Genomic DNA, 26500 nt, shown 5'->3' on the forward strand with positions numbered 1-26500 from the left:
TGACGAGGATCACGGTGGTGATGGGCTGGGCGGCCCGGCGCGGGGGCCGCCCAGCGCGGATCAGCCCAGCCGGTTGATCAGGGCGTTGTACTCGTCCCGCAGGCCCTGCGGCAGGTGGTCGCCGAAGGTGTCGAAGAACTCGGGGATGAGCGCGGCCTCCTGCCTCCACACCTCCAGGTCGACCGACAGGAGCGTGTCGAGGTCGGCGTCGTCGATGTCCAGGCCGCTCGTGTCCAGCGCCTTCCTGGCCGGGATGCCGCCGATCGGGGTCTTGACCACGTCGGTCCGCCCGTTCAGCCGCTCCACGATCCACTTCAGGACCCGGCTGTTCTCCCCGAAGCCCGGCCACAGGAAGTTCCCGTCGGCGTCCTTGCGGAACCAGTTGACGTAGTAGATCCGCGGCAGCTTCTCCGGATCGGCGGAGGCCCCGAGCTTCAGCCAGTGGCCGAAGTAGTCGCCCATGTTGTAGCCGCAGAAGGGGAGCATCGCGAACGGGTCGCGGCGCAGTTCGCCGACCGTGCCCTCGGCCGCCGCGGTCTTCTCCGAGGCGACGTTGGCGCCGAGGAAGACCCCCTGCTGCCAGTCGAACGACTCGGTGACCAGCGGTACCGCCGTGGCGCGGCGGCCGCCGAACAGGATCGCCGAGATCGGCACGCCGTCCGGGTCCTCCCACTCCGGCGCGATGATCGGGCACTGCCCCGCCGGTGTCGTGAACCGGGCGTTCGGATGGGCCGCGGGCCCGGTGGCATCCTGCGGCGTCCAGTCCCGTCCCTTCCAGTCGGTGAGATGGGCGGGAGGCTCGTCGGTGAGGCCCTCCCACCAGACGTCCCCGTCGTCGGTGAGCGCGACGTTGGTGAAGATGCTGTTGCCCCAGAGGGTCTTGATCGCGTTCGCGTTGGTCGACTCGCCGGTGCCGGGCGCGACGCCGAAGAAACCCGCCTCGGGGTTGATGGCGTGGAGCCGGCCGTCCTCGCCGAACCGCATCCAGGCGATGTCGTCGCCGATCGTCTCGACCTTCCAGCCCGGGATCGTCGGCTCGAGCATCGCGAGGTTGGTCTTGCCGCAGGCCGAGGGGAACGCGGCCGCGACGTATCTCGCCCTGCCCGTGGGCGGGGTCAGCTTGAGGATGAGCATGTGCTCGGCCAGCCAGCCCTCGTCGCGCGCCATGGTCGAGGCGATGCGCAGGGCGTAGCACTTCTTGCCGAGCAGGGCGTTGCCGCCGTAGCCCGAGCCGTAGGACCAGATCTCCCTGGTCTCGGGGAAGTGGGAGATGTACTTGGTCGAGTTGCACGGCCACGGCACGTCGGCCTGACCGGGCTCGAGCGGGGCGCCGACCGAGTGCACGCATTTCACGAACGAGCCGCGCTCTTCGATGAGCCGCAGAGCCGGGTCGCCCATCCGCGTCATGATCCGCATGGAGACGGCGACGTACGGCGAGTCGGTGATCTCCACGCCCAGCTGGGAGATGTTGCCGCCCAGCGGGCCCATGCAGAACGGGACCACGTACATCGTTCGGCCGCGCATGCAGCCCTGGAAGATGTCGCCGAAGGTCGCGCGCATCTCGGCGGGCGCGATCCAGTTGTTGGTCGGGCCCGCGTCCTGCTCCTTCTCGGAACAGATGAATGTACGGTCCTCCACCCGCGCGACGTCGGTGGGGTCGGATGCGCAGTAGAAGCTATTGGGCCGTTTCGCGGGGTTCAGCCGTTTGAAGGTGCCCTGCTCGACGAGAAGATCGGTGAGTCTCTGCCATTCGGCGTCCGACCCATCGCACCACTCGATACGCTCGGGCTGGGTCAGTTCGGCGATGCCACGAACCCAGTCGATCAACGCGGCGTGCCTGGTCGGGGCCTGGTCGAGGCCAGAGACCTGGTGGGACACGAGCAGCTCCTTACACTGTCCATCGGTTCTTCGTATCATGACGAACGGCGACTTAATTGACCAATTGGCCCAGACCAATGGATTAGACCAATTTCTAGACATGTCCGAGGATGTCAGGCATGTAACGCCGTTGATATCGCCGCTTTCCGATGAAACGTGAGCCGCACCACATTGACGTACGGCAAGGTCGTATCCACCGAGCCGCACCACCGACGCAAGGCCCGACATCAAAGGACCTTCGCCCCCGGACGTCCAGACCAACGCGAGTTACCGTCGAGAGGCCCATACGCGGACACCAGGGGGAACCGGAGATGGCACAGACGAAGACCGCGCCTTCACCAACTCGGCGCAGGGCGGCGACCAAGCCGTCCGGACGCAGCTCGCGGCCGACGACCTCGAGGCGCACCGCCGCACCGTCGAAGACGGCGGCGAGGGCCGCGGCGTCCAGGCCGGCGGCACTGGAGAACTCGCGGACCAGCGTCACCGTCAGGCTGCCCCTCCTCACCGTGCAGGTGCGCGCGCCGCATGTGCCGCGAGTGCGGCCCAGCGGAGTGGGCCGCGCCGTCTCCAGCGCCCAGTCGTCCCTCCCGCCACCCGAGCGCATGGCCTACTACGCCGGGCTCGGCGCGCTGGCCGCGTTCGGGGTGATCGAGTGGCCGGTGGCGGCGGCGATCGGCGCCGGCACGATCCTCGCCAAGCGCGCCCTCAAGAAGGACGGCCTCCCGCGGGCGTCGGCGGGCCGGGGGTCGGCCCGATCCGCCTGACCCCGTGACCTGCGGGCCCGGGCACCAAGGGCGCCCGGATCGATGCCGAACGCGATCAGTCACCGAATGTTCACCAAAACAGAACCGGACTAATGTCACGTTTGGCTAAAAATCCGGCATAGAGTTTCCTCCGGAACCTGACAGACCACCCAAACCGGAGGTTACAGTGACCGACTTCCTGGCCGCTGTACTGGCCAAGGCTCTTCTCTCGGTGCTCGAGGCCCTGATCATGCGTCTCGTCAAGCACGCCATCATGACGGGCGCTCGCCAGCGCCGGACCGCACCGGCGGTGGCCCTGGCCGCGGCCTAGGCCCGTCCAGGGCCTCGGCCAGCAGGCCGAGGGTCGCCCAGTCGACCAGCCCGCCCGCGCGGATCTCTCCGTACGTGTGGATCTCGACATGGGTGCGTTCTCCGTCGGCCACGACGCCGTGCGGGCCGGTGCCGCGCAACCGGTCGAACTCGCCGGCGGTGATCTCGGCCGAGAACAGGTGCGCACGGTGCGCGGAGACGGTCGCCGCCATCTGCCGGGCGCCGTGCGCGCGCAGCCGGCTCGGCTCGATCACGAGCCCGGTCTCCTCGTCGAGTTCGCTGACCGCCTGCGCCAGCGGATCACCCGGCCCCGATCCGCCGGGCAGTTCGTGGACGAACCCGTCCGGGGTGGCCGCCGCGCTGCGGAACTCGCGGACCAGCACGACCATGGTGTCGTCCGGCGTCGCGCCCCGCCGGTACAACGCCACCACGCTCGTGTCCGGCCGTGAGATGACGACCTCGTTGCGCTTCACCCGGTCCTCGGCCGCCACATGCACGTGGACGTGCACGGCCCAGTACGCCAGGGCTTGAGCCCGGCCCCGGAACGTCCACACCACGCGGGCGGCGCGCAGCGTGTTCCCGGCCGCGCACTGCGCCTCGTACCAGCACTGAAAGCTCTCGGTGCGCCAGATGAGCAGCGGCACCTCCCGCTCGCCGCCACTGCGATGCGCGCCCGCCCCGATCTCGCTCAGCGCCGCGGCCACCGTGTCCGCCGGGGTCGTGGCCGTCGGCACTCCGTACTTGTGCGCGTAGTGGAGCAGGTAGCGGTTGCCGGGGGCCTCGGGCGGCGCCCCGAACACCACCCGGCCGCTGTCATGCCACATCCCCCATTCGACGTTGGTCGTGAGCGCCGGCATCGTGGCCGGCTCACGGGGAACGTAGAAGATCACCTGGTCGGCGAGATGCAGGCTCCGCTCCTCCCACTCGACCTGTGCCGTGTAATCCTCGTAGATTCCGTCACGGCGCTCGGGATCGAACACGACCAGGCGGCCGTCGCCCCGCCACTGATCCCGGATCCGCTCGATCATCTCGGGCCGCCACGACGCCGTCTCGGGACGGCGCGGCGTCGGGCCCGCGAGGAACACGGCCGCGTGCCAGTCCGCCGGGGGCGGCTCCCCCGCGTACACCACCACGACGTCCCGGTTCACCGGTCCGGTTCCCGCCCCCTCGCCCACCGCGTCACCTCCGCCGCGCTCATGGCCCTCGCCCCGCGACCACCGTACGGATCAGTGCGGGGTCTTGCCCAGACGCGGCGTCGTCTCGCGAGCCGAGGGCGCATCCATCGCGCGGCCGTCGCATAGAGACGTTCTCGTCGGGTAAAGGGCCCGCTGAAAACTGAATCGCGTCCCCCCGATTGAGAGTGATCGTCATGGCAGGAAAACTCCGAGTCCCTCGAAGCCGCGGCGCGTTCAGCGGCCTGCTGTTGCTGCTGCTCGGCCTGTGGGGCGGACTCATCCCGTTCGTCGGCCCGTACTTCGACTTCGCCTACACGCCCGACAAGGCATGGGTCTACACTTCCGACCGGCTCTGGCTGTCGATCCTTCCGGCCGCCGCCACCGGGCTCGGCGGGCTCATCCTGCTGCTCAGCGCCAACCGCGTCGTCGCGATGTTCGGTGCCTGGATCGCCGCGCTCGGCGGTGTCTGGTTCGTGGTCGGCGGCCCGCTGAGCGCGCTGTGGACCGAGAACGGGACGGTCGCCACCGGTACCCCCGTCGGTGACGAGGCCAAGCAGGTCGCCGAGCAGCTCGCGTTCTTCTCCGGTGCCGGCGCCCTCATCGTCTTCTTCGCGGCACTGGCTCTGGGCCGGCTCGCGGTGGTGGCGGTGCGCGACGCCCGCCTCGCCGAGGAGCAGGCCACCGTCCCGCCGCACGAGGAGAGCACCCGCCCGCCGATCGGCGAGACCCAGCCGCTCCCCCGGCGCTACGCGCGGCGCCCGCAGCCCGACACCGACACCGGCCCCGACCACGCCCCACGGCGCGACAACGCCCCGCACCATGGAGACCAGATGGTCGCTCCGTACCAGGCGCACCCGCGCACGCCGGGCATGTGATGCGCGACCCGTCCGGCCGCGGGAAGGCCGGGCCGGACGGACCGGACGGGCCGGCCGGACACGAAAGGATCCGGGAGCAGCCTGGCGGCTACTTCTTCTTGCCGCCCCGCTTCTCCCGGATCTTCATGCTGACCTCGATGGGCGTGCCTTCGAAACCGAACTCCTCGCGCAGCCGGCGCTCGATGAAGCGGCGGTAGCCGGGCTCGAGGAATCCCGAGGTGAACAACACGAACTTCGGTGGCCGCACCCCGGCCTGGGTCGCGAACAGCACGCGCGGCTGCTTGCCGCCGCGCACCGGGTGCGGGTGCGCCGAGACCAGCTCAGAGAAGAAGGTGTTGAGCCGCGCGGTCGGCACGCGAGAGCCCCAGTTCTCCAGCGCCGTCTCGATCGCCGGTACCAGCTTCTCCACGTGCCTGCCGGTACGGGCGGAGATGTTCACGCGCGGGGCCCAGCGAGCGTTGTGCAGCTGCCGGTCGATCTCTCGATCGAGATAGAAGCGGCGCTCCTCGTCGAGCAGGTCCCACTTGTTGAACGCCAGCACGAGCGCGCGGCCGGACTCGATCACGGTGGAGACGATCCGCAGGTCCTGCTCGGCGAGGGACTCGCTGGCGTCCACGAGCACCACGGCGACCTCGGAACGGTCGAGCGCCGACTGGGTGCGCAGCGTGGCGTAGAAGTCCGCCCCCTGGTTCTCGCGGTGCCGCCGGCGGATGCCCGCGGTGTCGACGAACCGCCACGTCTTGCCGCCCAGGTCGATCAGCTCGTCGACCGGGTCACGCGTCGTGCCCGCGACGTCGTCCACCACTGCGCGCTGCTCGCCCGCGAGCTTGTTGAGCAGACTCGACTTGCCGACGTTGGGCCGCCCGATGAGCGCGACCCGGCGCGGCCCGCCCGCCTCGCCGAAGGTCTCCGGCGGGGCCGGCTCCGGGAGCGCCGAGAGGACCGCGTCGAGCAGGTCGCCGCTGGCGCGCCCGTGCAGGGCGCTGACGGCCATCGGCTCGCCGATGCCCAGCGACCACAGTGCCGTCGCGTCCGATTCCGCGCCGATGTCGTCGACCTTGTTGGCGGCCAGCACGATCGGCTTGCCGGACCGGCGCAGGATTTCGACCACGGCCTCGTCGACGTCGGTGGCGCCCACGGTCGCGTCGACCACGAACAGCACCACCTCGGCCAGCTCGACCGCCAGACGGGCCTGTTCGGCGATCGCCGCGGCCAGGCCGACGGCGTCCGGCAGCCAGCCGCCGGTGTCGACGACGGTGAACCGCCTGCCGCGCCACTCCGCGTCATAGGCGACCCGGTCACGGGTCACCCCCGGCACGTCCTCGACGACCGCCTCGCGGCGGCCGAGGATCCGGTTGACCAGCGTGGACTTGCCGACGTTGGGCCGGCCGACCACCGCGACGACCGGCGAGGGCGCCGCGTCCCTCTCCAGGTCGTCCCGCAGGTCGTCGCCGATCATGTCGGCGTGCGTCATCTCGTACTCAGTCACGTCTGCTCTTTCGCGAACCGGAGGATCGCCTCGATGACCTCGTGGAGGCCGAGCTCCGTGGAGTCGATCTCGTGGGCGTCGTCGGCCTTGATCAGGGGGGATGTCTTACGGGTGGAGTCGAGCAGGTCCCGGCGGGCCTGCTCGGTGCGGGTCACCTCGACGGTCGCCACGGGGTCGGCGGCCAGTTCCTTGACCCGGCGTTGTGCGCGCACTGCTTCGCTCGCGGTGAGGAAGATCTTGACGGCGGCGTCGGGCGCCACCACGGTGCCGATGTCACGGCCCTCCGCGACGATGTTCCCGGGGGCGATGATCTCGCGCTGGAGCAGGACGAGCCGCTTACGTACCGCCGGCACGGAGCTGACCGCGCTCACCGCGTTGGTGACCTCACGGGTACGGATCGGAACGGACACGTCGACGCCGTCCACCTGGATCGCCGGAGCGTCCGGGTCGGTGCCGAGCTCGATCACCGGCTCGGCCGACCGGGCCGCCACGGCATCGGCGTCCAGCACTGCCACGGCTTCGCGGAGCATCCACCACGTCATGGCACGGTACATGGCCCCGGTGTCGAGGTAGCGGAACCCCAGCGCACGTGCCACACCCTTGGCGGCACTGGATTTTCCGGACCCCGAGGGGCCGTCGACGGCGATGACCAGCGTCACGTCTGTTTCCTTTCCACGCTGAAGTACCGCGCCCAGGCGGTCTCGTCGGCTGATGATCCCCGTTATCGAGCCCCAACGCACCAGGCTACCGGGCCGAGCGCACCGCACCGGCAATCCAGCCGCCCGAGGGATCCCGCGCGCCGTGCGGGCGAGTGCGTTCGAGCGGTCCACCGCGACGGGTCCGGCGCGTGCGGCACCCGGAACGCGGTGCTCAGCGGGGAACGGACCAGCCCCGGGCGCGCAGTTCGTCGGCCAGCCCTTCGGCGGCCTCGGGTTTCACCGAGAGCTCGAGGACCCCGACCGGCAGGCCGGGTGAATGCTCGATCGTCGCGTCCTCGATGTTGACGCCGGCCACCCCCGCCGCCTGGAACAGCAGGGCCAGTTCCCCCGGACGGTCGGGGACGACGACGGAGACGACCGCGTAGGACGACGCGCGCGCCCCGTGCTTGCCCGGGATCCTGGCGCGGCCGGTGTTGCCACGGCGCAGCAGATCATCGAGCAGGCCCGCTGCGGCCTCGGCCCCCGCCTGCCCGGCGTCAGCGCCGGCGCGCAGCACCGACGCAGTGACGGCGAGGTCGGTGGCGACCGCCTCGAGCACATCGGCGACCGGCTCGGGATTGGCGCCGAGGATGCCGGTCCACAGGTCGGGGTCGCCCGCGGCGATGCGGGTGACGTCACGGACGCCCTGCCCGGCCAGGGCGAGCGCCACGTCGTCGGCCTCGCCGAGGCGGGCCGCCATCGCGGCCGAGACGACGTGCGGGGCGTGCGAGACCAGCGCCACGGCGCGGTCGTGCTCGGTCGCCTCGGTGATCAGCGGCTCGGCGCCGCAGGCGCGCGCCAGCGCGCGGACCGCGCCGAGGGCCTCGGGGGCGGTGGCCGGCGTGGGGCACAACGCCCACGGGCGGCCGAGGAACAGGTCGGCTCGCGCGGCTGCGGGCCCGGAACGTTCCCGCCCGGCGAGAGGATGGCCGGGCACGAAGCCGCGTAGATCGCAGCCGAGCTCCATGGCGTCGAGCACCGGCCGGGTCTTCACGCTGGCCACGTCGGTGTAGACGTGGGCCAGCCCCCGCTTCTGCGCGGCCCGTAGCGTCGCGCCGAGGGCCGCCACCGGCACCGCCAGCACGGCGATGTCAGCCGGCTCGTCCGGCCCGTCCTCGGGGAGCGCGCTCCCCGCGCCGATCTCGACCGCCAGCCGCAGGGCGACCTCGTCGTGATCGGCCAGCAGTACCTCGGCACCGCGTTCGCGCATCGCCAGTGCGATCGACGTGCCGATCAGGCCGGCGCCGACGATGACCACGCGGCGCGGATCCCCCTCTTTCTCCACCGTGCCAGACTACTGGGCGATGTCGAGCCGGAGGGCGGAAGCACCGCGCAGGTAGACGTGCTGGAGGGCCGATCGAGGCAGGTCTGTCGCGATATGCGCCATAAGTCGTATTACCCGCGGGAGTGCGTGCGGGACGTTGAGCTCACTGGCGCACAGCAGCGGCACCTCGTGGAAGCCGAGCCTGCGCGCGGCGAGCGCCGGGAACTCGGCGGTCAGATCCGGCGTCGCCGTGAAGATCACGCTGATGACGTCGTCGGTGGTGAGCCCGTTGCGGCTCATCACCTCGGTGACGAGTTCGGTCGTCGCCTTGAGGATCTGATCCCGGTCGTCGGCGTCGACCTGCGTCGCTCCCCTGATCGCGCGTACCGCCATCGGTCCCCGCCCCCCTAAAGGTCCACCGCCGCGTACAACTCGCCGACCTCTCGGGAGGTCAATGCCCGCATCGTGCCCGGCTTGAGCGCACCCAGCCGCACCGGCCCGAACTCCGTGCGCGCCAGCTGGCGGACCGGATGGCCGACTTCCTGGAGCAGCCGCCGCACGATGTGCTTGCGGCCCTCGTGCAGAGTCACCTCGACCAGCACCCGCTTGCCCGAGGTCTCGACGACGCGGAATCCGTCGGCCTTGACGAAGCCGTCTTCGAGCGTCACGCCCTCGCGCAGCCGCCGGCCGAGATCGCGCGGTATCGGCCCGGGCACCTCGGCGAGATAGGTCTTGCCGACGCCGTAGCTCGGATGCGTCAGCCGGTGCGACAGCTCACCGTCGTTGGTGAGCAGGATGAGGCCCTCGGTGTCGGTGTCGAGCCGGCCGACATGGAAGAGCCGCTCGGGCACGTCGACGTAGTCGGCGAGAGTCCGCCGGCCCTGCGGGTCGGACATGGTGCTGACCACGCCGCGCGGCTTGTTGACGGCGTAGTAGCGCATCTCGGCTCGGGTCTCGACCCGCTTGTCGTCGACATGGATCACGGCGGTGCGGGGGTCGACCCGGGAGCCGAACCACGCCACCACCTTGCCGTCGACCTTCACCCGGCCGTCGGCGATCAGTTGCTCACAGTGGCGGCGGCTGCCGACCCCGGCCTCGGCCAGGACCTTCTGCAACCGGATGCCTTCGTTGTCGCTCACGCTGGGGATTCCTCTAGGCCTTCCACGTCGTCGGGCAGGTACGGGGCGAGTTCGGGCAGTTCCTCGAGGCTGTTCAGCCCGAGCCGCTCCAGAAAGTACCTGGTGGTGCGGTACAGATGAGCCTGGGTCTCCGGTTCCTGCCCCGCCTCCTCGATGAGACCGCGCAGCCTCAGCGTGCGGAAGACACCGTCGCTGTTGACCCCGCGGATGGCCGACACCCGGGCCCGGCTCACCGGCTGGCGGTAGGCCACCACGGCGAGCGTCTCGAGCGCGGCCTGGGTCAGCCGGGCCTGCTGGCCGTCGGTCACGAAGCGCTCCACGATCGGGGCGCAGATGTCCCTGGTGTAGTAGCGCCAGCCGCCCGCGATCTCGCGGAGCTCGAAGCCTCGGCCCTGCTCGGTGTACTCCGCGGCGAGATCGCGCAGGGCCGTCACCACCTCGTCGCGCGGGCGCTCCAGGATCTGGGCCAGGGTCACCTCGGGCACCGGCTCGTCGACGACGAGCAGGATCGCCTCGAGCCCGGCCCGCAGGCTCGGCAGGTCGGCCGACGCGGGCCCGGCCAGACCGTCGATCTCCTCGTCTCCCGCGCGATCGTCCGCCGGCGCGGCCGGCGGGCCGTCGCCCGGGAACGGGGTCGTGTGCTCACTCATCCGTGCTGTCACCGTTCGGCTCTCGTGCGCCTTCGTAGTCGTCGCCGACGTCGACCTCGCCCTCGTCGCTGCCGGTCCAGCTCACATGCAGGTCGCCGAGGGGTTCGAGCTGCTCGAAGGACACCGCCTGTTCGCGGTAGAGCTCCAGCAGTGCGAGAAACCGCGCCACGATCTCGTAGTTGCCCGGGCAGTCGGAGGTGAGCGCCCGGAACGTGGCGCGCCGTAGCCGGCGCAGCCGCCTCACGAGGATAGCGGCCTGTTCGCGCACGCTGGCCTGTGGCTGGTAGATGTGCTCGACGGAGACGGTGGGCGGTGCCTTCGGGGTGAGCGCCTTGGCGGCGAGCCGGGCGAACTCGGTCGGGCCAAGGCCGAGGAGCACCTCGGGCAGCAGGTCGGCGAACCGCGGCTCCATGGGCACCAGACGGGGGAACCGCTTCGCCTCCTCGACCATCCACCCGGAGAAGACCTGGGCCACCTCCTTGTAGGCGCGGTACTGCAGCAGCCGCGCGAACAGCAGGTCGCGAGCGTCGAGGAGCGCGAGGTCCTCCTCGTCGTCCACCTCGCCGGACGGCAGCAGCCGGGCCGCCTTGAGGTCGAGCAGGGTCGCCGCGATGAGCAGGAACTGGCTGGCCTGGTCGAGGTCCCAGTCGCGGCCGCGCGCCCGGATGAACGCGATGAACTCGTCAGTGACCTTGTGCAGGGACACCTCGGTGATGTCGAGCTTGTGCTTGGAGATCAGCCCGAGCAACAGGTCGAACGGGCCCTCGAAGTTGTCGAGGTGCACTTGGAACGCGGCCGGCTGCGCGGCCTCATGCCCGGCCGCCGGCTCACCGGAGCCGGCACCGTCCGTCAGCGCCTCGTTCACCTCACCCACGGTAACCGAGGCCATCCCCAACCTTCCCCGCCGGTGCCATGATCAAGTGATCGTACGGCCTCGGCGCGCGCCCGGCCCGGCAGGGGCGGTGTCACGGGGACATGGGGCACGGCGACGCACGGCGCGGCTCACGCGAGGGCGTGCCACCTCTGCAGCACCTCTTTGGCCAGCCCGCGGTAGGCGTTGGCCCCCATGGACGAGGGGTCGAAGCGGGTGATCGGCTCGCCGACGACGGTCGCGTCGGGGAACCGCACGGTGCGATTGATCACCGTGTGGAAGACCTTCTCGCCGAAGGCCTCGACGATGCGGCCGAGTACCTCACGTGTGTGCAGCGTCCGGGAGTCGTACATCGTGCCGAGGAAGCCGTCGATCTCCAGCTCGGGATTGATCCGGGCCTGCACCTTCTCGATCGTCTCCATGAGCAGCGCCACACCGCGCATGGCGAAGTACTCGCACTCCAGCGGCACGAGCACACCGTCGCTCGCCGCCAGCGCGTTGATCGTCAGCAGGCCGAGCGACGGCTGGCAGTCGATCATGATGTAGTCGTAGTAGGGCACGGCCGGCTTGAGGACCTGGCTGAGGATGTACTCCCGGCCGACCTCGTGCACGAGCTGCACCTCGGCGCCGGACAGGTCGATGTTGCTCGGCAGCAGGTCCATGCCCTCGACGCTGGTCTCGAGGACGACGTCGTCCCACTCGACGTTGCGCTCGAGGAGCAGGTTGTGGACGGTCACGTCCAGCTGGCGCGGGTCGCCCTTGCCCAGCCCGACCGACAGCGCACCCTGCGGGTCGAAGTCGACGAGCAGCACCCGCCGCCCCTGTTCGGCCAGTGCGGCGCCCAGGTTGATGGTGGTGGTCGTCTTGCCGACCCCGCCCTTCTGGTTGCACACCGCCACGATGCGGGCCGGGCCGTGCTCCGCCAGCGGCTCCGGGTCGGGGAACTCGGGCACGGGGCGCTGGGTCGGACCCAGGGCACGCCTCGGATCGGTCTCGATGGCGGCCGAGAGAACCCCCTCGGCCTGCTGTGTGCTGGTCACCAGCTTTCGAACCTCCCCGGCGGCCGCGATTTGCCGTCAAGACCGGGACTCTACGGATTGACCAACCTCGCGGCAAGGCGACGCGCGCCAATGCTCGTGCTTCGCTTCCGCTGCACGCCGACATGCTCACCGGCGCGTCCATCACGTTCCCATCGATCCGCTCGCCGAGTCGACGCGAACGACCGAGCGGCCGAAACCGTTCAGCCCTTCGCGCGCGGGTGGGAAGTCGCGTAGACCTCCCGAAGCCGCTGGACCGTCACCAGTGTGTAGACCTGCGTCGTGGTGACGGACGCGTGGCCGAGCAACTCCTGCACCACCCTAACGTCCGCGCCGCCGTCGAGCAGATGGGTCGCGAAAGAATGCCGCAGCGTGTGCGGGGACACCTCGGAGAGCCGCGCCCGCTCGGCGGCCGCCCGCAGCACCATCCACGCGCCCTGGCGGGACAGCCGTCCGCCGCGGGCGTTCAGGAACAGCGCCGGAGTGCCCCGGCCGGCGCCCATGAGCGCCGGTCTGGCACGGACGAGGTAGGCGTCGACGGCCCGGCACGCGTAGTCGCCGATGGGGACCACCCGGACCTTGCCGCCCTTGCCGGAGACCCGTACGAAACCGTCGCCGAGGTCGAGGTCGTCGAGGTCGAGGCCCACGGCCTCGGAGATCCGCGCGCCGGACCCGTACAGGAACTCGAGCAGGGCCTGGTCGCGCAGCGCTCGCGCGCCGTCGCCCTGGCCCGCGGACCCGAGCAGGCGCTCGACCTCGTCGACCGAGATGGCCTTGGGCAGCCGGCGCGGCGGTGTGGGCGGTTTGACGTCACGGGCCGGATCGGCCGCGGTCAGGCCCTCGCGGAGAGCGAACTTGTGCAGCCCGCGCACCGCGACCACGGCCCGGGCGGCCGAGCCCGCCGACAGCGGCGGGTGCTCCTCGTCGCCCTCGCGCATGCCGGCGAGGAACGCCAGTACGTCGAGCTCGGTCACCTGGTCGACCGTCGTACGCCCGCGCGCCGACAGCACGGTGACGTAGCGGCGCAGGTCGCGGCGGTAGGAGCTGAGGGTGTTGGCGGCCAGCCCGCGCTCGACGGCGAGGTGGCCGAGGTAGGTGTCGACCGCCGACCGCAGCGCGGAGGCGACTGCGGCGTCATGAGCCGTGCTGGCGGTCACGCTCGCCTCCTCACTGGCCGGACGGCCCGCGGACCGTGGGCGGGATGCCCCACCCGTTCCGCTTGCCCTGGGCTCGTCCATCATGCTCGGGCCCGTCCATCATGCCCGTTCCCGCCGACAGAACGAACCTGATCGGCCGGGCGCCCCTTCGCCGCCTACGCGTCGAGGGCGTCGGCGGGGCGCAGATCCCGGAACCCGCCGGCGCGTGCGGCGTAGGCCGCCAAGATACCCACGACCGCCGTCGGATTGCGCAGGTCGCCGCCGAGGACCTTGGCGACGGCCTCGTCCAGCGGCACCCACGCCACGGGCATGTCCGCCTCTTCGTGCACCCGCTCGAAGTCCAGCTCGCCCTCGGGTATCTCGCTGATCCCCCGCGCCAGGAAGACGCGCTGCCGCTCGTCGCCCATTCCGGGCGAGGTGAACGTGTCGACCAGCGTGTGCCATCGCTCCGCGCGGTGGCCGGCCTCCTCGGCGAACTCCCGCGCGGCGGTCTCCCAGAGCGGCTCGCCGTCGACGTCGCGCAACCCGGCAGGCACCTCCCAGAGCCGGTACCCGATCGGGTGGCGGTACTGCCGGACGAGCAGCACCCGATCCTCGTCGTCGAGCGCGAGGACGCCCACCGAGCCGGGGTGCTCGACGACGTCACGGGCGACGACCTCGGTGCCGTCGCCCTTCGGCATCCGCACGAGGTCCCTGCGGACCCGGAACACGTGTCCGGCGCACAGCTCCTGCCGGTCGACGACCTCCCAGCGCTCGGGGGTGTCCCGGATCCTCATCACGCCGGACGCCTCGCGGACGTTGTCGCTCATGAGGCCGAGGCCGCCTCGGCGCCGCGCGCCTCGGCGTAGTCGAGAGCCGAGGAGACGAGCCCGGTGAACAGCGGATGCGGCCGCGTCGGCCGGGACCGGAACTCCGGATGCGCCTGGGTGGCGACGAAGAACGGATGGCTCTCCCGGGGCAGCTCGATGTACTCCACGAGACGGCCGTCGGGCGAGGTGCCGCTGAAGCTCAGCCCGGCCTTCTCCAGCTGTTCGCGGTAGGCGTTGTTCACCTCGTAACGGTGCCGATGCCGCTCCTCGATCTTGGCGGTGCCGTGGAGCTCCCGCACCAGCGAGCCGTCGGCCAGGTTGGCCGGATAGAGGCCGAGCCGCATCGTGCCGCCCATGTCGCGCTCACCGGCCACGACATCGACCTGGTCGGCCATGGTCGCGATCACGGGATGCGAGGTGACCTCCTCGAACTCGGTGCTGCCCGCGTCGTGGATCCCGGCGAGTGACCGTGCCGTCTCGATCACCATGCACTGCAGGCCGAGGCAGATGCCGAGGATGGGGATCCGGTTCTCGCGGGCGTGGCGCACCGCGCCGATCTTGCCCTCGATGCCGCGCACTCCGAAGCCGCCGGGCACGAGGATCCCGTCGACGCCGTCGAGCTCGCGCTTGGCGCCCTCGGGCGTCGCGCACTCGTCGCTCTTGACCCAGCGGATGTTCACCCGGGCGTCGTTGCCGAAGCCGCCGTGCCGCAGTGCCTCGGTGACCGACAGGTAGGCGTCGGGCAGGTCGATGTACTTGCCGACCAGTGCGATGGTCACCTCGCGGGCCGGGCGGTGCACGCGGCGCAGGAGCTCGTCCCAGTCACCCCAGTCGACGTCGCGGAACGGCAGCCCGAGCCGGCGCACCACATAGGCGTCGAGCCCCTCGGAGTGCAGCACCTTGGGGATGTCGTAGATGCTCGCCGCGTCGACGGCCGACACGACCGCCTCCTGGTCCACGTCGCACATCAGGCTGATCTTGTGCTTGAGCCCCTGCGTGATCGGCCGGTCGGACCGGCAGACGATCGCGTCGGGCTGGATGCCGATGCTGCGCAGCGCGGCGACGGAGTGCTGGGTCGGCTTGGTCTTGAGCTCGCCGGACGGCCCGATGTAGGGCAGCAGCGACACGTGCAGGAAGAAGCAGTTGTCCCTGCCGATCTCATGCCGGATCTGCCGCACCGCCTCGAGGAACGGCAGCGACTCGATGTCGCCCACCGTGCCGCCGACCTCGGTGATGACCACGTCGACCCCGGAGCCGGCCATGCTGCGGATCCGATCCTTGATCTCGTTGGTGATGTGCGGGATCACCTGGACCGTGTCGCCGAGGTACTCTCCGCGCCGTTCCTTGGCGATGACGTTGGAGTAGACCTGACCGGTGGTGACGTTGGCGGATCCGTGTAGCTCGGTGTCGAGGAACCGCTCGTAGTGACCGATGTCGAGATCGGTCTCGGCCCCGTCGTCGGTCACGAAGACCTCCCCGTGCTGGAAGGGGTTCATCGTGCCGGGGTCGACGTTGAGGTAGGGGTCGAGCTTCTGCATGGTGACCCGCAGGCCGCGCAGGGTGAGAAGCCGACCGAGGCTCGATGCCGTCAGCCCTTTGCCCAGGCTGGAGGCGACACCGCCGGTGACGAAGAGGTGCTTGGTAGTTCGTGGACTACCAATGGATGCCGATCGCAAGAATGCGCTCCCGTGGTCGCTGGCGAGGCGGTCGTGAACCGCCTGTCCACGGGCCACCAGAATAACAGTCGGGCCGGATGACCTGGCCCGAGACGGGCCCGCGGTCTCCCGGGTCGCCCCGGCCGCCGCCGGTCCAGGGGCGGCGGAGCCGGCGCGGGCCGGCGGTGATCAGTGGGTGGGCATGATCCCACGGAGCTGACGAGAGAGCTCGTCGATCACACCCCTGGCCTGGTCGGCCGCGGAGCGCGCGGCGTCACGCTCCGAGGAGAGCGCCTTCAACGCGTCTCGCTGCTCGGTGACCGCGTCGGCGAGCTGGTCGACCCACTGGTCGCGTTCCGTCAGCTTGGTCACTGCGGCGTCGCGCTCGGCGGCCATCTGCCGCATCGCCGCCACCGCGCCGTCGCGTTCCCGGTTGGCCTTGTCGATCTGGCCACGTGCCAGGGCCATCTCGGAATCGGCCTTGGCCCGTGTCTGCGCGGCCGTGTCCCGGACCATCTCGGCCTGCTTGGCCGCCTCGAGCGCCTGCCGGGCGGCCTCGAGCGCCTGCTGGCGTTCGACCTCGGCCTCCTGGAGCCGCTGGCGGGCCTCGTCGAGCCGCTGGCGGGCCTCGTCGGCCTCCTGCCGGGCCGAGGCGGCCGCGTGCTGCAGGCTCTGCGTCCCCATCTCGGCCTCGCCGACCTTGGCACGCAGGGCGGCCAGCTCGGCATGGGCGGACTCGAGGGCACGGGACAGCTCGCCTCCGCGCTCCGCGAGCATGTCGCGCTCGGACTCGGCGTTGCGGCGGCCGGCCGATATCTCCTCGACGCGCCGCTGCGCCTCGTCCCTCGCCTCGCGCATCGACTCGCGCTGGGCCAGCATCTGCTGCACGCTGGTCTCGGCCTCAGCGACCCTGCGGTCGGCCTGCTCGGCCTGGGCCCGCGCCCGTTGCACCTCACCCCACGCCGCCGCGGCGTCGCGCTGCGCCTGCTCACGCTCGGCCACCACCTGCTCGCGCTCGCTCAAAGCCGACGCGAGCTGGCCCTTCATCTCGCTCTGCGTCTCGACCGCACGACGGTCGGCCTGCTCGGCCTGCGCCCGCGCCCGCTGCACCTCACCCCACGCCGCCGCCACGTCGCGCTGCGCCTGCTCGGCGTCGCCCTGCGCGGCGGCGATCTGCGCGGACGCCTCGGTCTGGGCCTGCTCGGCCTGCGCCCGCGCCCGCTGCACCTCACCCCAGGCCGCGGCGGCGTCGCGCTGCGCCTGCTCGCGGTCGGCCAGTGCCGCCGCGAGCTGAGCCGAAGCGTCCTTCTTGGCCTGCTCGGCGTGCGCCCGCGCCCGCTGCAGCTCATCCCATGCGGCCGCCGCCTCGTCCCGCGTCTCGGCGACCTTGCGCTCCCCGACGGCCAGCGCGTCGCCGAGCAGGTCGGCCATCTGCTTGAGCTGTTTGACCGTGTCCCAGGGCTGAGCCTCCTCCTCGGGCACGGCGGGGAGGTTGCGCGCGGGTGGCCACGGCTTGCCGACTACCGGCGAAGGGGGCGAACCGCCCGATCGGTTCAGATCGCTCACATGGGAAACTCTAAGTGCGTTATGCAACCGTGTCTGCCCGGTCGGCGAATGCGCTTGGTCTCATCCTCGATGAAGACCACCCGTACGCTGCGGTTTCGAGTCCGGAACGCGTGGGTGGAACAATCTCGGCCATGGAGCTGCGAACCCTGTATCCGCCGATCGAGCCGTACGACTCCGGGTTTCTGGACGTCGGCGGCGGCCAATCCGTCTACTGGGAGGCTTGCGGGAATCCCGACGGCAAGCCGGCGGTGATGTTGCACGGCGGTCCCGGCGCCGGGTGCAATGAGAAGCACCGCAGGCAATTCGATCCGGAGGCATATCGCATCGTGCTGTTCGACCAGCGCAATTGCGGGCGCAGCGTCCCGCACGCCGGCGACCCGGCCGTGTCGCTGGAGAACAACACCACCTGGCATCTGGTCGCGGACATGGAGCGGCTGCGCGAGCACCTGGGCATCGACCGCTGGCTGGTGTACGGCGGCTCCTGGGGCAGCACGCTGTCGCTGGCGTACGCGCAGGCGCACCCCGGCCGGGTGAGCGAGCTCGTGCTCCGCGGGATCTTCATGCTGCGCCCGTTCGAGCTCTACTGGTTCTACCAGGAGGGCGCGTCGCTGCTGTTCCCGGATCTGTGGGAGCGCTACGTGGCACCGATCCCCGAGGACGAGCGCGACGACCTCATCGCCGCGTTCGGGCGCCGGCTCGACTCACCCGACCCGAAGGTGCGGATCGCGGCGGCCAGGGCGTGGTCGCAGTGGGAGGGGTCCACCGTGACGCTGCGCCCGGATCCGGAGCTGGTCGACCACTTCGGCGAGCCCGACTACGCGGTGGCGTTCGCGCGGATCGAGAACCACTACTTCGTCAACGAGGGCTTCTTCACCGAGGACCAGCTCCTGCTCGGCGTGGACAAGATCCGGCACATCCCGGCCGTCATCGTCCAGGGCCGCTACGACGTGTGCACGCCGGTCGCCACGGCGTGGGACCTGCACCAGGCCTGGCCGGAGGCCGACTTCCACATCGTCGACGACGCGGGCCACGCCTTCGACGAGCCGGGCATCCTGCACCGGCTCATCGAGGCCACCGACCGTTTCGCGCGCGCCTGACGCAGTTCCCTCGTGCGCTTGTGGCCGATCACAACATGCGACTGATCGCGCGTTCATGGAACGTGCGCCTGAGTCCATGGGCTTCTACCACCGAGGTCTGGTCGGCTCATCGCCGGCCGTGTCGGTGTCGGCGACCAGCGCGGCAAGCTACGTTCCAGGCCAAGCCGGTGAGAAGGCTGTGGCCTGTTCGGCGTCGAACGTCGCATCCCTGCCCGTTGAGATGTCTGGTACGCACTTGCCCTGGCGCAGCCTTCTCGAGCCGCTCATAGCGCTGAGCGCGATCGCCACATCCCGACGTCGGCGAGCGAAGCACTTCATCGATCCAGCCGCAGACCAGTCTGCCTTCGCAGTAAGAAACCGGACATATACCTCGTATGGCATGTTTTCACCCGTGAGCAACACTAACGATGCTTGAGCGACATAGGCACAATATGATCAAGATTGAGGCTATTCGGCGGCATTGCGTCTATCCTTTGCTCCGTCGGGGCCTACAAATAAAACAAAGTGAACATCGGGGAGCTCTGGATGAACCGGCAGAGGCAGAGGTCATCGCTCACACTCGATCCGATTCTGGTCATCGGGATCATCCTCTCGGTCGGGCTGTCCGTTATCTTCTACGTCCGCGAGGACACCGCTCAGGCTATGGGCACTGTCGCCGGCCTGATCGGCGGCATGATCACGCTTCAAGTTCAGACATTGCTCCGGGACAAGCGCCGCATCGAGCATGAGACTCGCGTGGGATACATGATCTCCACGATCGAGAAGATCCCATGGTTGCCAGATCTGATGGAGCCGATGTTGCGGGCCGCCAAGCATGTGGAGCGGGAGTTCAAGGGTACGCCGGCCGAAGACGCTTGCCGTGACGCGTTCGAAGACTGCCTTCGGACGCTCGCGGACCTGGAGCGCGGCCACTTCCGTGCGCCTTATGGAGACAACCGGCTCTTCCTCAGCCTCATCAAGAACTGTCGGACCTCAATGTGCGTCACCAGCGTCCCGTCGGTGGACCTCGGTTGGTGGCTGCAGCCGGTAGGCCGCCAGTACTGGCTGGCTCAAGTGGACGCCATTGCCCGCGGAATTGAGATCCGCAGGGTGTTCATCTACCAGGAGTGGACCGACGACCTCGATGCTCTGGCGCGTGAACAGATCGCGGCAGGCGTCCATGTGAGGCGAGTCCACGCAGACCGGCTGTCCCCAGCACTACGCGTCATCACGGGCATTTGGGACGGAACCTGCGGACACGAGTTGAGCTACACCGCAGGCGGTGAGGCCGTGCACGATTCGTTCACTGTCTCTCCCCCGGACCTGGAACGGCTCATGCGGCAGTTCGAGCTGATCGAGAGAAGCGCCGTGGAGATCGACGAGCCGGACCCTCCGAGACGTACTCAGAGCGTCGGCACCTCATGATCTGAGCGGTGGGTCGAACTCACTGCTCCACTCATGCGCCGCCGCACGCGAAGCCCATCGATGCTCAACGTGATCAAAGCACCCCAGACGAGGACGAACCCGCCCCATCGGGTCACCGACATCGACTCATGGAAGACAAGCAACCCTATGAGAAACTGCACGCAGGGTTCGATGAACTGCAGCATACCTGTGACACTGAGCGGGATGCGAGTGGCCGCTGCACTAAAAAGCAGCATCGGAATCAGCATGACAAAACCAGCGCCGATCACCAGGCAGGTATTCGCCACGGAGACGTGCCCGAAAGTAGCGTTCCCGGTGACCTGAAGCGCCACGGTGAAGACCAGGGCAAAAGGAAGGAATGCAGCCGTCTCCACCATGAGGCCTTCCAGGGCACCGACGCTCACATGCTTCTTAATCAGACCGTAGATACCGAAGGTCAGGGCAAGACCACCGGCTATCCAGGGCACCGTGCCGTAGTCGACCGTGAGGACGACCACGGAGACAACACCCAGGACAAAAGCGGCCCACTGCCAAGCGCGCAGGCGCTCACGGAATATAACCACACCGAAAAATATGCTGACCAGCGGTGTGATGAAGTACCCCAGCGCCGCATCCACCACATGACCGGTCATTGTGGCGAAGATGAACAGACCCCAGTTGACCGACGTCAACGCTCCGGCGATGACGAGGAGGCACACTTGCCGGAATCCTCTTGCCAGGCGGCGTACCCGATTCCAGCGGCGGAGCAAAGTTAAGAGGCCAACGAGCGCAACGAATGACAAGACGATCCGCAACGCCAGGATCTCCACGGCACTGACGGGTTCAAGGAGCGGCCAATAGAGCGCGGACATCCCCCACAGGACATACGCCAAAACCCCAAGCGCTACTCCGCGGCGCTCATCCGGCATCATGATCAGCGTACAGCAGAGGGTCACCTCACACGCGCTACGAGCGGGGAGGGAGGTGGCAGGCCTATTCGCGAGCCGTCGCATCTTCCTCGATCGGAACGCTGCTCCCGGGGTCGAGATCGGTACGAGCCGGATCAGCGTCTCGGCGGCCTCCGCCTCCTCGCGCGCCACCTCCCACTTCGGCGGACCCCCTTCGCCAGATTGGTTCGGGCCAGCCCCAAGGACGAGGCCACCATGTCGGCTCCGTCCTGCCAAGTCCGCAGCCAGGGCCTGGCGCCCCTCAGGACTGCGGGCGGACGATTCAGCCTGCCCCTACCTGGACGCACCGCCCCCGCGCCACCCGCGGCAACCGAACAAGGTTCGGTATCGTGGCCCGTGGAGGTGCGGTGTGCGGACGGACCGGTTCGGGCAGGCGGCGATCGCCGGGCTCGGCATGACCGAACTCGGCAAGGTGTACGGGCCGAGCCCGCGCCGGCTCGCGGCCCAGGCGGTCCGCGCCGCCGTGGCGGACGCCGGTCTCACGCTCGACGACGTCGACGGCCTGCTGGTGAGCCATGGCATGTCGGGTTCGCCGGGCATCGAGCTGGCAGAGACGCTCGGCCTGCGCGATCTGCGGCTGCTCACGCACATGAACGCCTTCGGCGCGACCGCCGGGGCGATGGTCTCCTACGCCGCGATGTCGGTGATCAGCGGAGCCGCCGACACCGTCGCGTGCGTGTTCGCCGACGCCCCGCTGAAGCCCCGGCAGCCGGCCGGTTCGGCCTACGACAGCGCCGCCCGGGAGTACTACGGGTTCACCGGCATGACGGCCGCGCTCGGGTTCCGCAGCGTCAACGCCTTCTACGCGCTCGCGGCCCAGCGCCACATGGCGCGGTACGGGACCACCGGCGAACAGCTCGGCGCCATCGCCGTCGCCACCAGGCGATGGGCGGGAATGAACCCCCTCGCCCAGATGCGCGAGCCCATCACCGTCGACGACCACCAGAACTCCCGCTGGGTGGTCGAGCCGCTGCGCCTGCTCGACTGCTGCCTGGTCTCCAACGGAGCCGTCGCGGTCGTCGTCACGAGCGCCGACCGTGCCCGCGACCTCGCCAGGCCGCCCGTGCACATCTGGGGCTGGGGACAGGGCCACCCCGGCCACCGGCTCGAGCGGGGCAGCGAGTTCGGCCTGGTCACCGGCGCGGCGACCTCGGGACCGGTGGCGATGAAGATGGCCGGCGTCACCGCCGACGACATCGACGTGTGCGAGCTCTACGACTGCTACACCTACACGGTGCTCGTGTCACTGGAGGACTACGGCTTCTGCGCCAAGGGCGAGGGCGGGCCCTTCGCCGCGTCCGGTGCGCTCGCCCCCGGCGGGTCCCTGCCGACCAACACCGGCGGCGGGCAGCTTTCGGCCTACTACATGTGGGGCATGACGCCGCTGTCGGAAGCGGTCGTCCAGGCACGCGGTCACGCCGCGGAGCGGCAGGTCACCAAGAACGACGTGATCCTGGTCAGCGGCAACGGCGGCATCCTCGACCACCACTCCACCCTGATCCTCAGTCCGCAACCGAGGGGACACCGGCCATGACCGACACGGGGTTCGGGGTGCTGCGCCGCGACGGCCGCACGGACGCCTTCTTCGACGGTGCCGCCGCCGACCAGCTGATGATCAAGTGGTGCCCGGCCTGTGACCGCTGGTTCGCGCCCGACGCGAGCGGCTGCACCGACTGCGGCGGCCCAGAGCTCGTCTGGGCACGGGCGGGCGGCCAGGCGACGCTGGTGAGCTGGGCGGTGTCGCACGCGAGGCCGCGCGACGACGGATCCCCGGCACCGGCACCGGCCATGCTGGCGCTGGTCGAGCTGGCCGAGGGTCCGTGGCTGCACGCACGGCTGGACGGAGTGGACGCGGGTCTCCTGCGCGAGGGGCTCCCCCTCGCCGCCGCCTTCGAGCACCCCGGCGAGGGCGAGGCCTATCTCGTCTTCCGCCCCACCACAGGAGAGGAACCGGCCGATGCGCACCGAGGTCTGTGAGAGGTTCGGCGTCGAATTCCCGCTGTTCGCCTTCAGTCACTGCCGCGACGTGGTCGCCGCGGTGACCAACGCCGGCGGCTTCGGCGTGCTCGGGGCCGTGGCCTACACCCCGGAGCGCCTCGAAGAGGAACTGCGCTGGATCGACGATCATGTCGGCGGCCTGCCGTACGGAGTGGACGTCCTGGTGCCGGGCCGGATCGACGAGTCGGCCGAGCGGGCCGGGCGCGGCGAGGGCGATCTCGGCTCCGTTCTCGGCGCCATCCCGGCCGAGCACTGGAGCTTCGTCGCGTCGCTGTTCGAGAAGTACGGCGTTCCCGCGCCCGACCTGGACCGGCGGCGCAACGCCGCCGCGGCCGCGGGGGGTGCCCGTCAGGTCACCCGGCAGGGCGCGGCCGAACTGATCGACGTTTCGCTGTCCCACCCGATCCGGCTCATCGCGAGCGCGCTCGGACCACCCCCTCCGCTCATGGTCGAGCGGGCGCGGGAGGCCGGTGTGGCGGTCGCGGCACTGGTCGGCACCGTCGAGCACGCCCGACGCCAGGTGGCGGCCGGGGTCGACCTCGTCGTCGCACAGGGCGGCGAGGCGGGCGGCCATACCGGTGAGATCGCCACGATGGTGCTCGTGCCCGAGGTGGTGGACGCCGTCGCACCCGTGCCAGTGCTCGCCGCGGGCGGCATCGCCACGGGCCGCCAGATGGCCGCCGCCATGGCGCTGGGCGCCTCCGGTGTGTGGTGCGGCTCGGTGTGGCTCACCACCGAGGAGGCGGAGACGGCCCCCGCGGTCAAGGCCAAGATGCTCGCGGCGACATCGCGCGACACCGTACGGTCCCGGTCCCGCACCGGAAAGCCCGCACGTCAGCTCGTGTCCGCGTGGACCGAGGAGTGGGAGGGCCCGGGGAGCCCCGGGGCGCTGCCGATGCCGCTGCAGATGATCGTGGCCGAGGGCGCGATGCGGCACATCGACAAGGTCGCCGAGAGCGGCAACGAGGGCGCCAGGCGGCTCGCGAACTACTTCGTCGGCCAGTGCGTCGGGCTCATGAACACCGTGAAGCCGGCCCGGCAGGTCGTCTACGACATGATCGAGGAGTTCGCGGACGCGATCGAGCGGCTGAACAAGATCACCGAGGGCTGAGCCGCGGTCTCGCGGTACCGTCAGTGGTACTGGTTGAGCGGACGGCCGGGACCGGCACCGACCTGCCGCGTGACCAGCTCGGCCAGCCTGCGGTAGCCGGCGGCGGTCGGATGGAAGCTGTGCGCCTTGGCGCGCAACTCCATCAGGTCGACATCGAGCCCGTGCACGTAGGGGTCGGCGCTGCCCACCTCGTGCCCGGCGAACCCGCTGTAGGCGTCCACGAACTCGACGCTGCCCCTGCCCCGCTCGGCGACGATCCGCTCGTCGGCGTCACGGGCCGTCTGCCGGATGACCTCGTTGAGCTCGCGCGCCCTGGCGTTGAGCCACCGTTGGTCGCCGATGCCGATGTTGTCGAGCCCCTCCCCCCTTATCTCGGAGAACAGCCGCGGGTAGCCCAGCACGACCACGCGCGCCGACGGTCCACGGGACGTCACCTCGTCGAGCACCCGCGCGAGCGACAGCCGCAACCCGGCCATCCGCGTGGCGATCTCGCCGCCCTGGGCCTGGCAGTCCCCGGTCCACGGCAGCCTGATCACACATCGGGCGAGGACCCGGGAGAACCCCACGTCGTTGCCGCCGATGCTGATGGTCACCAGGCTGGTCCCCGCCCCGACGCGTTCCACCTGCGGCGGCTCACCGAACCGTCTCTTCAGGACACTCGACGCGGTCGCCCCCGAGCAGGCCCAGAACGCCGCTCCCCGCGCGAACTTGAAGGCCCGCGTGACCACGTGGACGTAGGACTGCGACGTCCGGTGACAGCGGTTCACCACCGCCCGGTCGGCGGCGAGGACGTACGCGCCCTCACCGGAGGAGTAGGAGTCGCCGAGCGCGACGTAGCCGCCATGCGTCGCGGCCTCGAGCGGCGTCAGCGGCGTGCGTCGTGCCGAGTCCGGCTCGTCCCTGGGTGGGGGCACCGTTCCGGCGCACCCGCTTCCGAACACGGCGCAGCGTACGGCGGGCAGGGAGACCAGCGGGACAACGGTCGCGACGAGCAGCGCGACGATCACGACCAGGGCCCCGCCGCGCGGGCCGAGCCGCTCCCGGATCGAGCCCAGCCACGCCCCCGGCCCTGTCATCGCCGCCCTCCCCGCTCTCCGCTTTGACAGACGTCTGTCAGCGGGCCGGGGTTCCCGCCGCGCACCGGACCCGGCGAACGCGGGACGCGGCGGCGGCGGCGGCGGTCAGACGTTCGCCGCCGGGGGCGCGTCGCGCAGGGCCGCGGCGGAGTAACCGGCCACGTCCTTGTACCTCTGCGTGATCCGGGCGAGCTCGTCCGCGCTGATCACGTCGTCGATCGACTCGAACGGCCGGTCTCCGGTCCGCTCCCACACCTCGCGCAGGATGACGTCGGGCGGCGTGCTGCGGTTGGTGAGCACGACCCTGGTGGTCGCCGGCCGGCGCTCATCCTCGTACGCCTGGAGCGCGGCGACCGCGTCCGGCGCATCCGAGAGGCGCCGGCGGAGCGCCCGCGCGTCGAGGATCGCCTGCCCGGCGCCGTTGGAGCCGCGCGGCACCATCGGGTGGGCGGCGTCGCCCAGCAGCGTCACCCGGCCGAAGGTCCAGCGGTCCAGGGGATCCTGGTCGACCATCGGATACTCGAGCACCGCCTCGGAGCCGCGCATCATCGCGGGCACGTCCAGCCAGTCGAAGTGCCAGTCCTCGAACGCCCCGATGAAGTCCTCCAGGCGGCCCCTGCGGTTCCAGTCCCGCTGCTGGTGGACCGGCGTCCTGATCTCCGCCACCCAGTTGAGCAGCTGGTCGCCGGAGCCGTCGGCGAAGTCGCGGATGGGGTACGCCACGAGCTTGCCCCGGTCGAGCCAGCCGGCCCGCACCATGCTCGCGCCGGTGAGGAACGGCCGGCCCCGGGTGACACCGCGCCACATGTTGATGCCGGAGTAACGCGGCTCTCCCTCACCGGGGTGCAGCTGCTTGCGGACCACCGAGTGGATCCCGTCACAGCCGATCACCACCCGGGCGCGGACGGGCGGCAGGACGGCGTCGGTGACGGAGGAGCGGAAGTGGGCGGTCGCGGACGTCTCGTCCTGCTCGACCCGGACGCATCGGCGTCCCAACAGCACCGCGTCGTCGCCGAGCCGGGCTCGCACCGCCCGCAGGAGGACGGCGTGCAGGTCTCCGCGGTGGATGGAGTACTGCGGGTGGTCGTAACCGGCGTACCGCCCCGCGGGTTCGCGGTAGATGAGCTGGCCGAACCGGTTGTAGAAGGCCGACTCCGCCGTGGTGACGCCGACCGCGCCGAGCTTGTCGCCGAGGCCCAGCTGGTGCAGGATCCGGGAGGCGTGCGGCAGCAGGTTGATGCCGACCCCGACCGCTCCCGCCTCGGGGACGGCCTCGTAGACGCGGCAGCCGATCCCGGCGTCGTGCAGTTCGAGCGCGAGCACCAGTCCGGCGATGCCGGCGCCGACGATCAGGACGTCGTCCTCGATCGAGGCGGTCCTGGAATCGGTCCGGTGTCGTGGCATGGATGCTCCTCGGCTGTGCGATGGCCGCCACCGGGCGGCGAGGCGGCCGGATGACCCGCCCCGACGACCGGCCGGACGCCGGTCGGGGCCGTCGTGCTCATCGTCCCACGCGTTGCGGGATGCGGGA

At 70.4% G+C, this 26500-nt stretch carries 24 protein-coding genes; 7 read left to right on the plus strand and 17 right to left on the minus strand.

Features of this window, described 5'->3' with window-relative positions; translation table 11 throughout:
* Window positions 1-60: 60 nt before the first annotated feature.
* Entirely contained in the window at window positions 61-1878 is a 1818-nt protein-coding gene (locus HKK74_RS27030; protein ID WP_312881806.1) for a phosphoenolpyruvate carboxykinase (GTP), read from the minus strand.
* Window positions 1879-2189: 311 nt separating this feature from the next.
* Here HKK74_RS27030 and HKK74_RS27035 point away from each other — a divergent pair, with 311 nt between their 5' ends.
* Window positions 2190-2642, plus strand: coding sequence for a hypothetical protein (locus HKK74_RS27035; protein WP_187246180.1), 453 nt, complete (start codon window positions 2190-2192; stop codon window positions 2640-2642).
* 251 nt (window positions 2643-2893) lie between these two features.
* Here the strand turns inward: HKK74_RS27035 and HKK74_RS27040 are convergent, their stop codons facing one another.
* Window positions 2894-4126 carry a nucleoside 2-deoxyribosyltransferase domain-containing protein gene (locus HKK74_RS27040; RefSeq protein WP_222722785.1) on the minus strand — a complete coding sequence of 411 codons (1233 nt, stop codon included), beginning with the start codon at window positions 4124-4126 and terminating at the stop codon, window positions 2894-2896.
* 194 nt (window positions 4127-4320) lie between these two features.
* Here HKK74_RS27040 and HKK74_RS27045 point away from each other — a divergent pair, with 194 nt between their 5' ends.
* Complete coding sequence (locus HKK74_RS27045) at window positions 4321-5001, plus strand: hypothetical protein (RefSeq protein WP_187246181.1); 681 nt, start codon at window positions 4321-4323, stop codon at window positions 4999-5001.
* A gap of 88 nt (window positions 5002-5089) precedes the next feature.
* On the opposite strand, the gene der is transcribed toward HKK74_RS27045, so the two are convergent.
* From der to HKK74_RS27105, 12 genes are all read right to left on the minus strand, one after another.
* Window positions 5090-6475: a ribosome biogenesis GTPase Der gene (gene der / locus HKK74_RS27050; RefSeq protein ID WP_187246259.1), complete on the minus strand. Its 1386-nt coding sequence runs from the start codon at window positions 6473-6475 to the stop codon at window positions 5090-5092.
* 11 nt (window positions 6476-6486) lie between these two features.
* A complete protein-coding gene (gene cmk, locus HKK74_RS27055; RefSeq protein ID WP_187246182.1) occupies window positions 6487-7149 on the minus strand; it encodes a (d)CMP kinase in 663 nt (220 codons plus the stop codon).
* A gap of 211 nt (window positions 7150-7360) precedes the next feature.
* Window positions 7361-8473: a prephenate dehydrogenase gene (locus HKK74_RS27060; protein WP_187246183.1), complete on the minus strand. Its 1113-nt coding sequence runs from the start codon at window positions 8471-8473 to the stop codon at window positions 7361-7363.
* Window positions 8474-8482: 9 nt separating this feature from the next.
* Complete coding sequence (gene aroH, locus HKK74_RS27065; RefSeq protein ID WP_187246184.1) at window positions 8483-8845, minus strand: chorismate mutase; 363 nt, start codon at window positions 8843-8845, stop codon at window positions 8483-8485.
* Window positions 8846-8859: 14 nt separating this feature from the next.
* The gene (locus HKK74_RS27070; protein ID WP_187246185.1) at window positions 8860-9591 is read right to left on the minus strand and encodes a pseudouridine synthase; all 732 of its coding nucleotides are present in this window, start codon (window positions 9589-9591) and stop codon (window positions 8860-8862) included.
* The gene (gene scpB / locus HKK74_RS27075) at window positions 9588-10241 is read right to left on the minus strand and encodes an SMC-Scp complex subunit ScpB (RefSeq protein WP_187246186.1); all 654 of its coding nucleotides are present in this window, start codon (window positions 10239-10241) and stop codon (window positions 9588-9590) included. Before scpB ends, HKK74_RS27070 begins: the two co-directional genes overlap by 4 nt.
* Window positions 10234-11130 carry a segregation and condensation protein A gene (locus tag HKK74_RS27080; protein ID WP_187246187.1) on the minus strand — a complete coding sequence of 299 codons (897 nt, stop codon included), beginning with the start codon at window positions 11128-11130 and terminating at the stop codon, window positions 10234-10236. Before HKK74_RS27080 ends, scpB begins: the two co-directional genes overlap by 8 nt.
* 113 nt (window positions 11131-11243) lie before the next feature.
* On the minus strand, window positions 11244-12110 hold the full coding sequence (locus tag HKK74_RS27085; RefSeq protein WP_312881828.1) for a ParA family protein: 867 nt from the start codon (window positions 12108-12110) through the stop codon (window positions 11244-11246).
* A gap of 242 nt (window positions 12111-12352) precedes the next feature.
* On the minus strand, window positions 12353-13306 hold the full coding sequence (gene xerD / locus HKK74_RS27090) for a site-specific tyrosine recombinase XerD (RefSeq protein WP_312881811.1): 954 nt from the start codon (window positions 13304-13306) through the stop codon (window positions 12353-12355).
* A 155-nt stretch (window positions 13307-13461) separates the two neighbouring features.
* Window positions 13462-14115 (minus strand): NUDIX domain-containing protein, encoded by a 654-nt coding sequence (locus tag HKK74_RS27095; protein ID WP_187246188.1) that lies wholly within the window; start codon window positions 14113-14115, stop codon window positions 13462-13464.
* On the minus strand, window positions 14112-15791 hold the full coding sequence (gene pyrG, locus HKK74_RS27100; protein WP_222722786.1) for a CTP synthase: 1680 nt from the start codon (window positions 15789-15791) through the stop codon (window positions 14112-14114). Before pyrG ends, HKK74_RS27095 begins: the two co-directional genes overlap by 4 nt.
* A gap of 168 nt (window positions 15792-15959) precedes the next feature.
* Window positions 15960-17336, minus strand: a complete 1377-nt coding sequence (locus HKK74_RS27105) for a coiled-coil domain-containing protein (RefSeq protein WP_187246189.1) — start codon at window positions 17334-17336, stop codon at window positions 15960-15962.
* 137 nt (window positions 17337-17473) lie between these two features.
* On the opposite strand from HKK74_RS27105, the gene pip reads away from it, so the two are divergent.
* On the plus strand, window positions 17474-18433 hold the full coding sequence (gene pip, locus HKK74_RS27110) for a prolyl aminopeptidase (protein ID WP_187246263.1): 960 nt from the start codon (window positions 17474-17476) through the stop codon (window positions 18431-18433).
* Between the two features lie 504 nt (window positions 18434-18937).
* Entirely contained in the window at window positions 18938-19837 is a 900-nt protein-coding gene (locus HKK74_RS27115; protein WP_187246190.1) for a hypothetical protein, read from the plus strand.
* Here HKK74_RS27115 and rarD read toward each other — a convergent pair.
* On the minus strand, window positions 19816-20745 hold the full coding sequence (rarD, locus tag HKK74_RS27120; protein ID WP_187246191.1) for an EamA family transporter RarD: 930 nt from the start codon (window positions 20743-20745) through the stop codon (window positions 19816-19818). The genes HKK74_RS27115 and rarD overlap by 22 nt on opposite strands.
* A gap of 388 nt (window positions 20746-21133) precedes the next feature.
* Between rarD and HKK74_RS27125 the strand changes: the two genes are divergently transcribed.
* From HKK74_RS27125 to HKK74_RS27135, 3 genes are read left to right on the plus strand one after another with little or no spacing between them, the layout of a single operon-like run.
* Window positions 21134-22318 (plus strand): thiolase family protein, encoded by a 1185-nt coding sequence (locus tag HKK74_RS27125; RefSeq protein ID WP_312881813.1) that lies wholly within the window; start codon window positions 21134-21136, stop codon window positions 22316-22318.
* Window positions 22315-22761, plus strand: a complete 447-nt coding sequence (locus HKK74_RS27130; RefSeq protein ID WP_187246192.1) for a Zn-ribbon domain-containing OB-fold protein — start codon at window positions 22315-22317, stop codon at window positions 22759-22761. Before HKK74_RS27125 ends, HKK74_RS27130 begins: the two co-directional genes overlap by 4 nt.
* Complete coding sequence (locus HKK74_RS27135; protein ID WP_187246193.1) at window positions 22742-23893, plus strand: NAD(P)H-dependent flavin oxidoreductase; 1152 nt, start codon at window positions 22742-22744, stop codon at window positions 23891-23893. Before HKK74_RS27130 ends, HKK74_RS27135 begins: the two co-directional genes overlap by 20 nt.
* A 20-nt stretch (window positions 23894-23913) precedes the next feature.
* On the opposite strand, the gene HKK74_RS27140 is transcribed toward HKK74_RS27135, so the two are convergent.
* The gene (locus tag HKK74_RS27140; protein WP_187246194.1) at window positions 23914-24969 is read right to left on the minus strand and encodes an SGNH/GDSL hydrolase family protein; all 1056 of its coding nucleotides are present in this window, start codon (window positions 24967-24969) and stop codon (window positions 23914-23916) included.
* Window positions 24970-25074: 105 nt separating this feature from the next.
* Window positions 25075-26373 carry a flavin-dependent oxidoreductase gene (locus HKK74_RS27145; protein WP_187246195.1) on the minus strand — a complete coding sequence of 433 codons (1299 nt, stop codon included), beginning with the start codon at window positions 26371-26373 and terminating at the stop codon, window positions 25075-25077.
* Between the last annotated feature and the right edge of the window lie 127 nt (window positions 26374-26500).

It is taken from the genome of Actinomadura alba, assembly GCF_014323705.1.
GTDB lineage: Bacteria > Actinomycetota > Actinomycetes > Streptosporangiales > Streptosporangiaceae > Actinomadura_C > Actinomadura_C alba.

Coding starts and splice junctions, on each gene's coding strand:
- HKK74_RS27035 (WP_187246180.1), top strand. CDS start 2,190: ATGGCACAGACGAAGACCGCGCCTTCACCAACTCGGCGCAGGGCGGCG.
- HKK74_RS27045 (WP_187246181.1), top strand. CDS start 4,321: ATGGCAGGAAAACTCCGAGTCCCTCGAAGCCGCGGCGCGTTCAGCGGC.
- der (WP_187246259.1), bottom strand. CDS start 6,475: ATGACGCACGCCGACATGATCGGCGACGACCTGCGGGACGACCTGGAG.
- aroH (WP_187246184.1), bottom strand. CDS start 8,845: ATGGCGGTACGCGCGATCAGGGGAGCGACGCAGGTCGACGCCGACGAC.
- scpB (WP_187246186.1), bottom strand. CDS start 10,241: ATGAGTGAGCACACGACCCCGTTCCCGGGCGACGGCCCGCCGGCCGCG.
- HKK74_RS27080 (WP_187246187.1), bottom strand. CDS start 11,130: ATGGCCTCGGTTACCGTGGGTGAGGTGAACGAGGCGCTGACGGACGGT.
- HKK74_RS27095 (WP_187246188.1), bottom strand. CDS start 14,115: ATGAGCGACAACGTCCGCGAGGCGTCCGGCGTGATGAGGATCCGGGAC.
- rarD (WP_187246191.1), bottom strand. CDS start 20,745: ATGCCGGATGAGCGCCGCGGAGTAGCGCTTGGGGTTTTGGCGTATGTC.
- HKK74_RS27130 (WP_187246192.1), top strand. CDS start 22,315: ATGACCGACACGGGGTTCGGGGTGCTGCGCCGCGACGGCCGCACGGAC.
- HKK74_RS27135 (WP_187246193.1), top strand. CDS start 22,742: ATGCGCACCGAGGTCTGTGAGAGGTTCGGCGTCGAATTCCCGCTGTTC.
- HKK74_RS27140 (WP_187246194.1), bottom strand. CDS start 24,969: ATGACAGGGCCGGGGGCGTGGCTGGGCTCGATCCGGGAGCGGCTCGGC.
- HKK74_RS27145 (WP_187246195.1), bottom strand. CDS start 26,373: ATGCCACGACACCGGACCGATTCCAGGACCGCCTCGATCGAGGACGAC.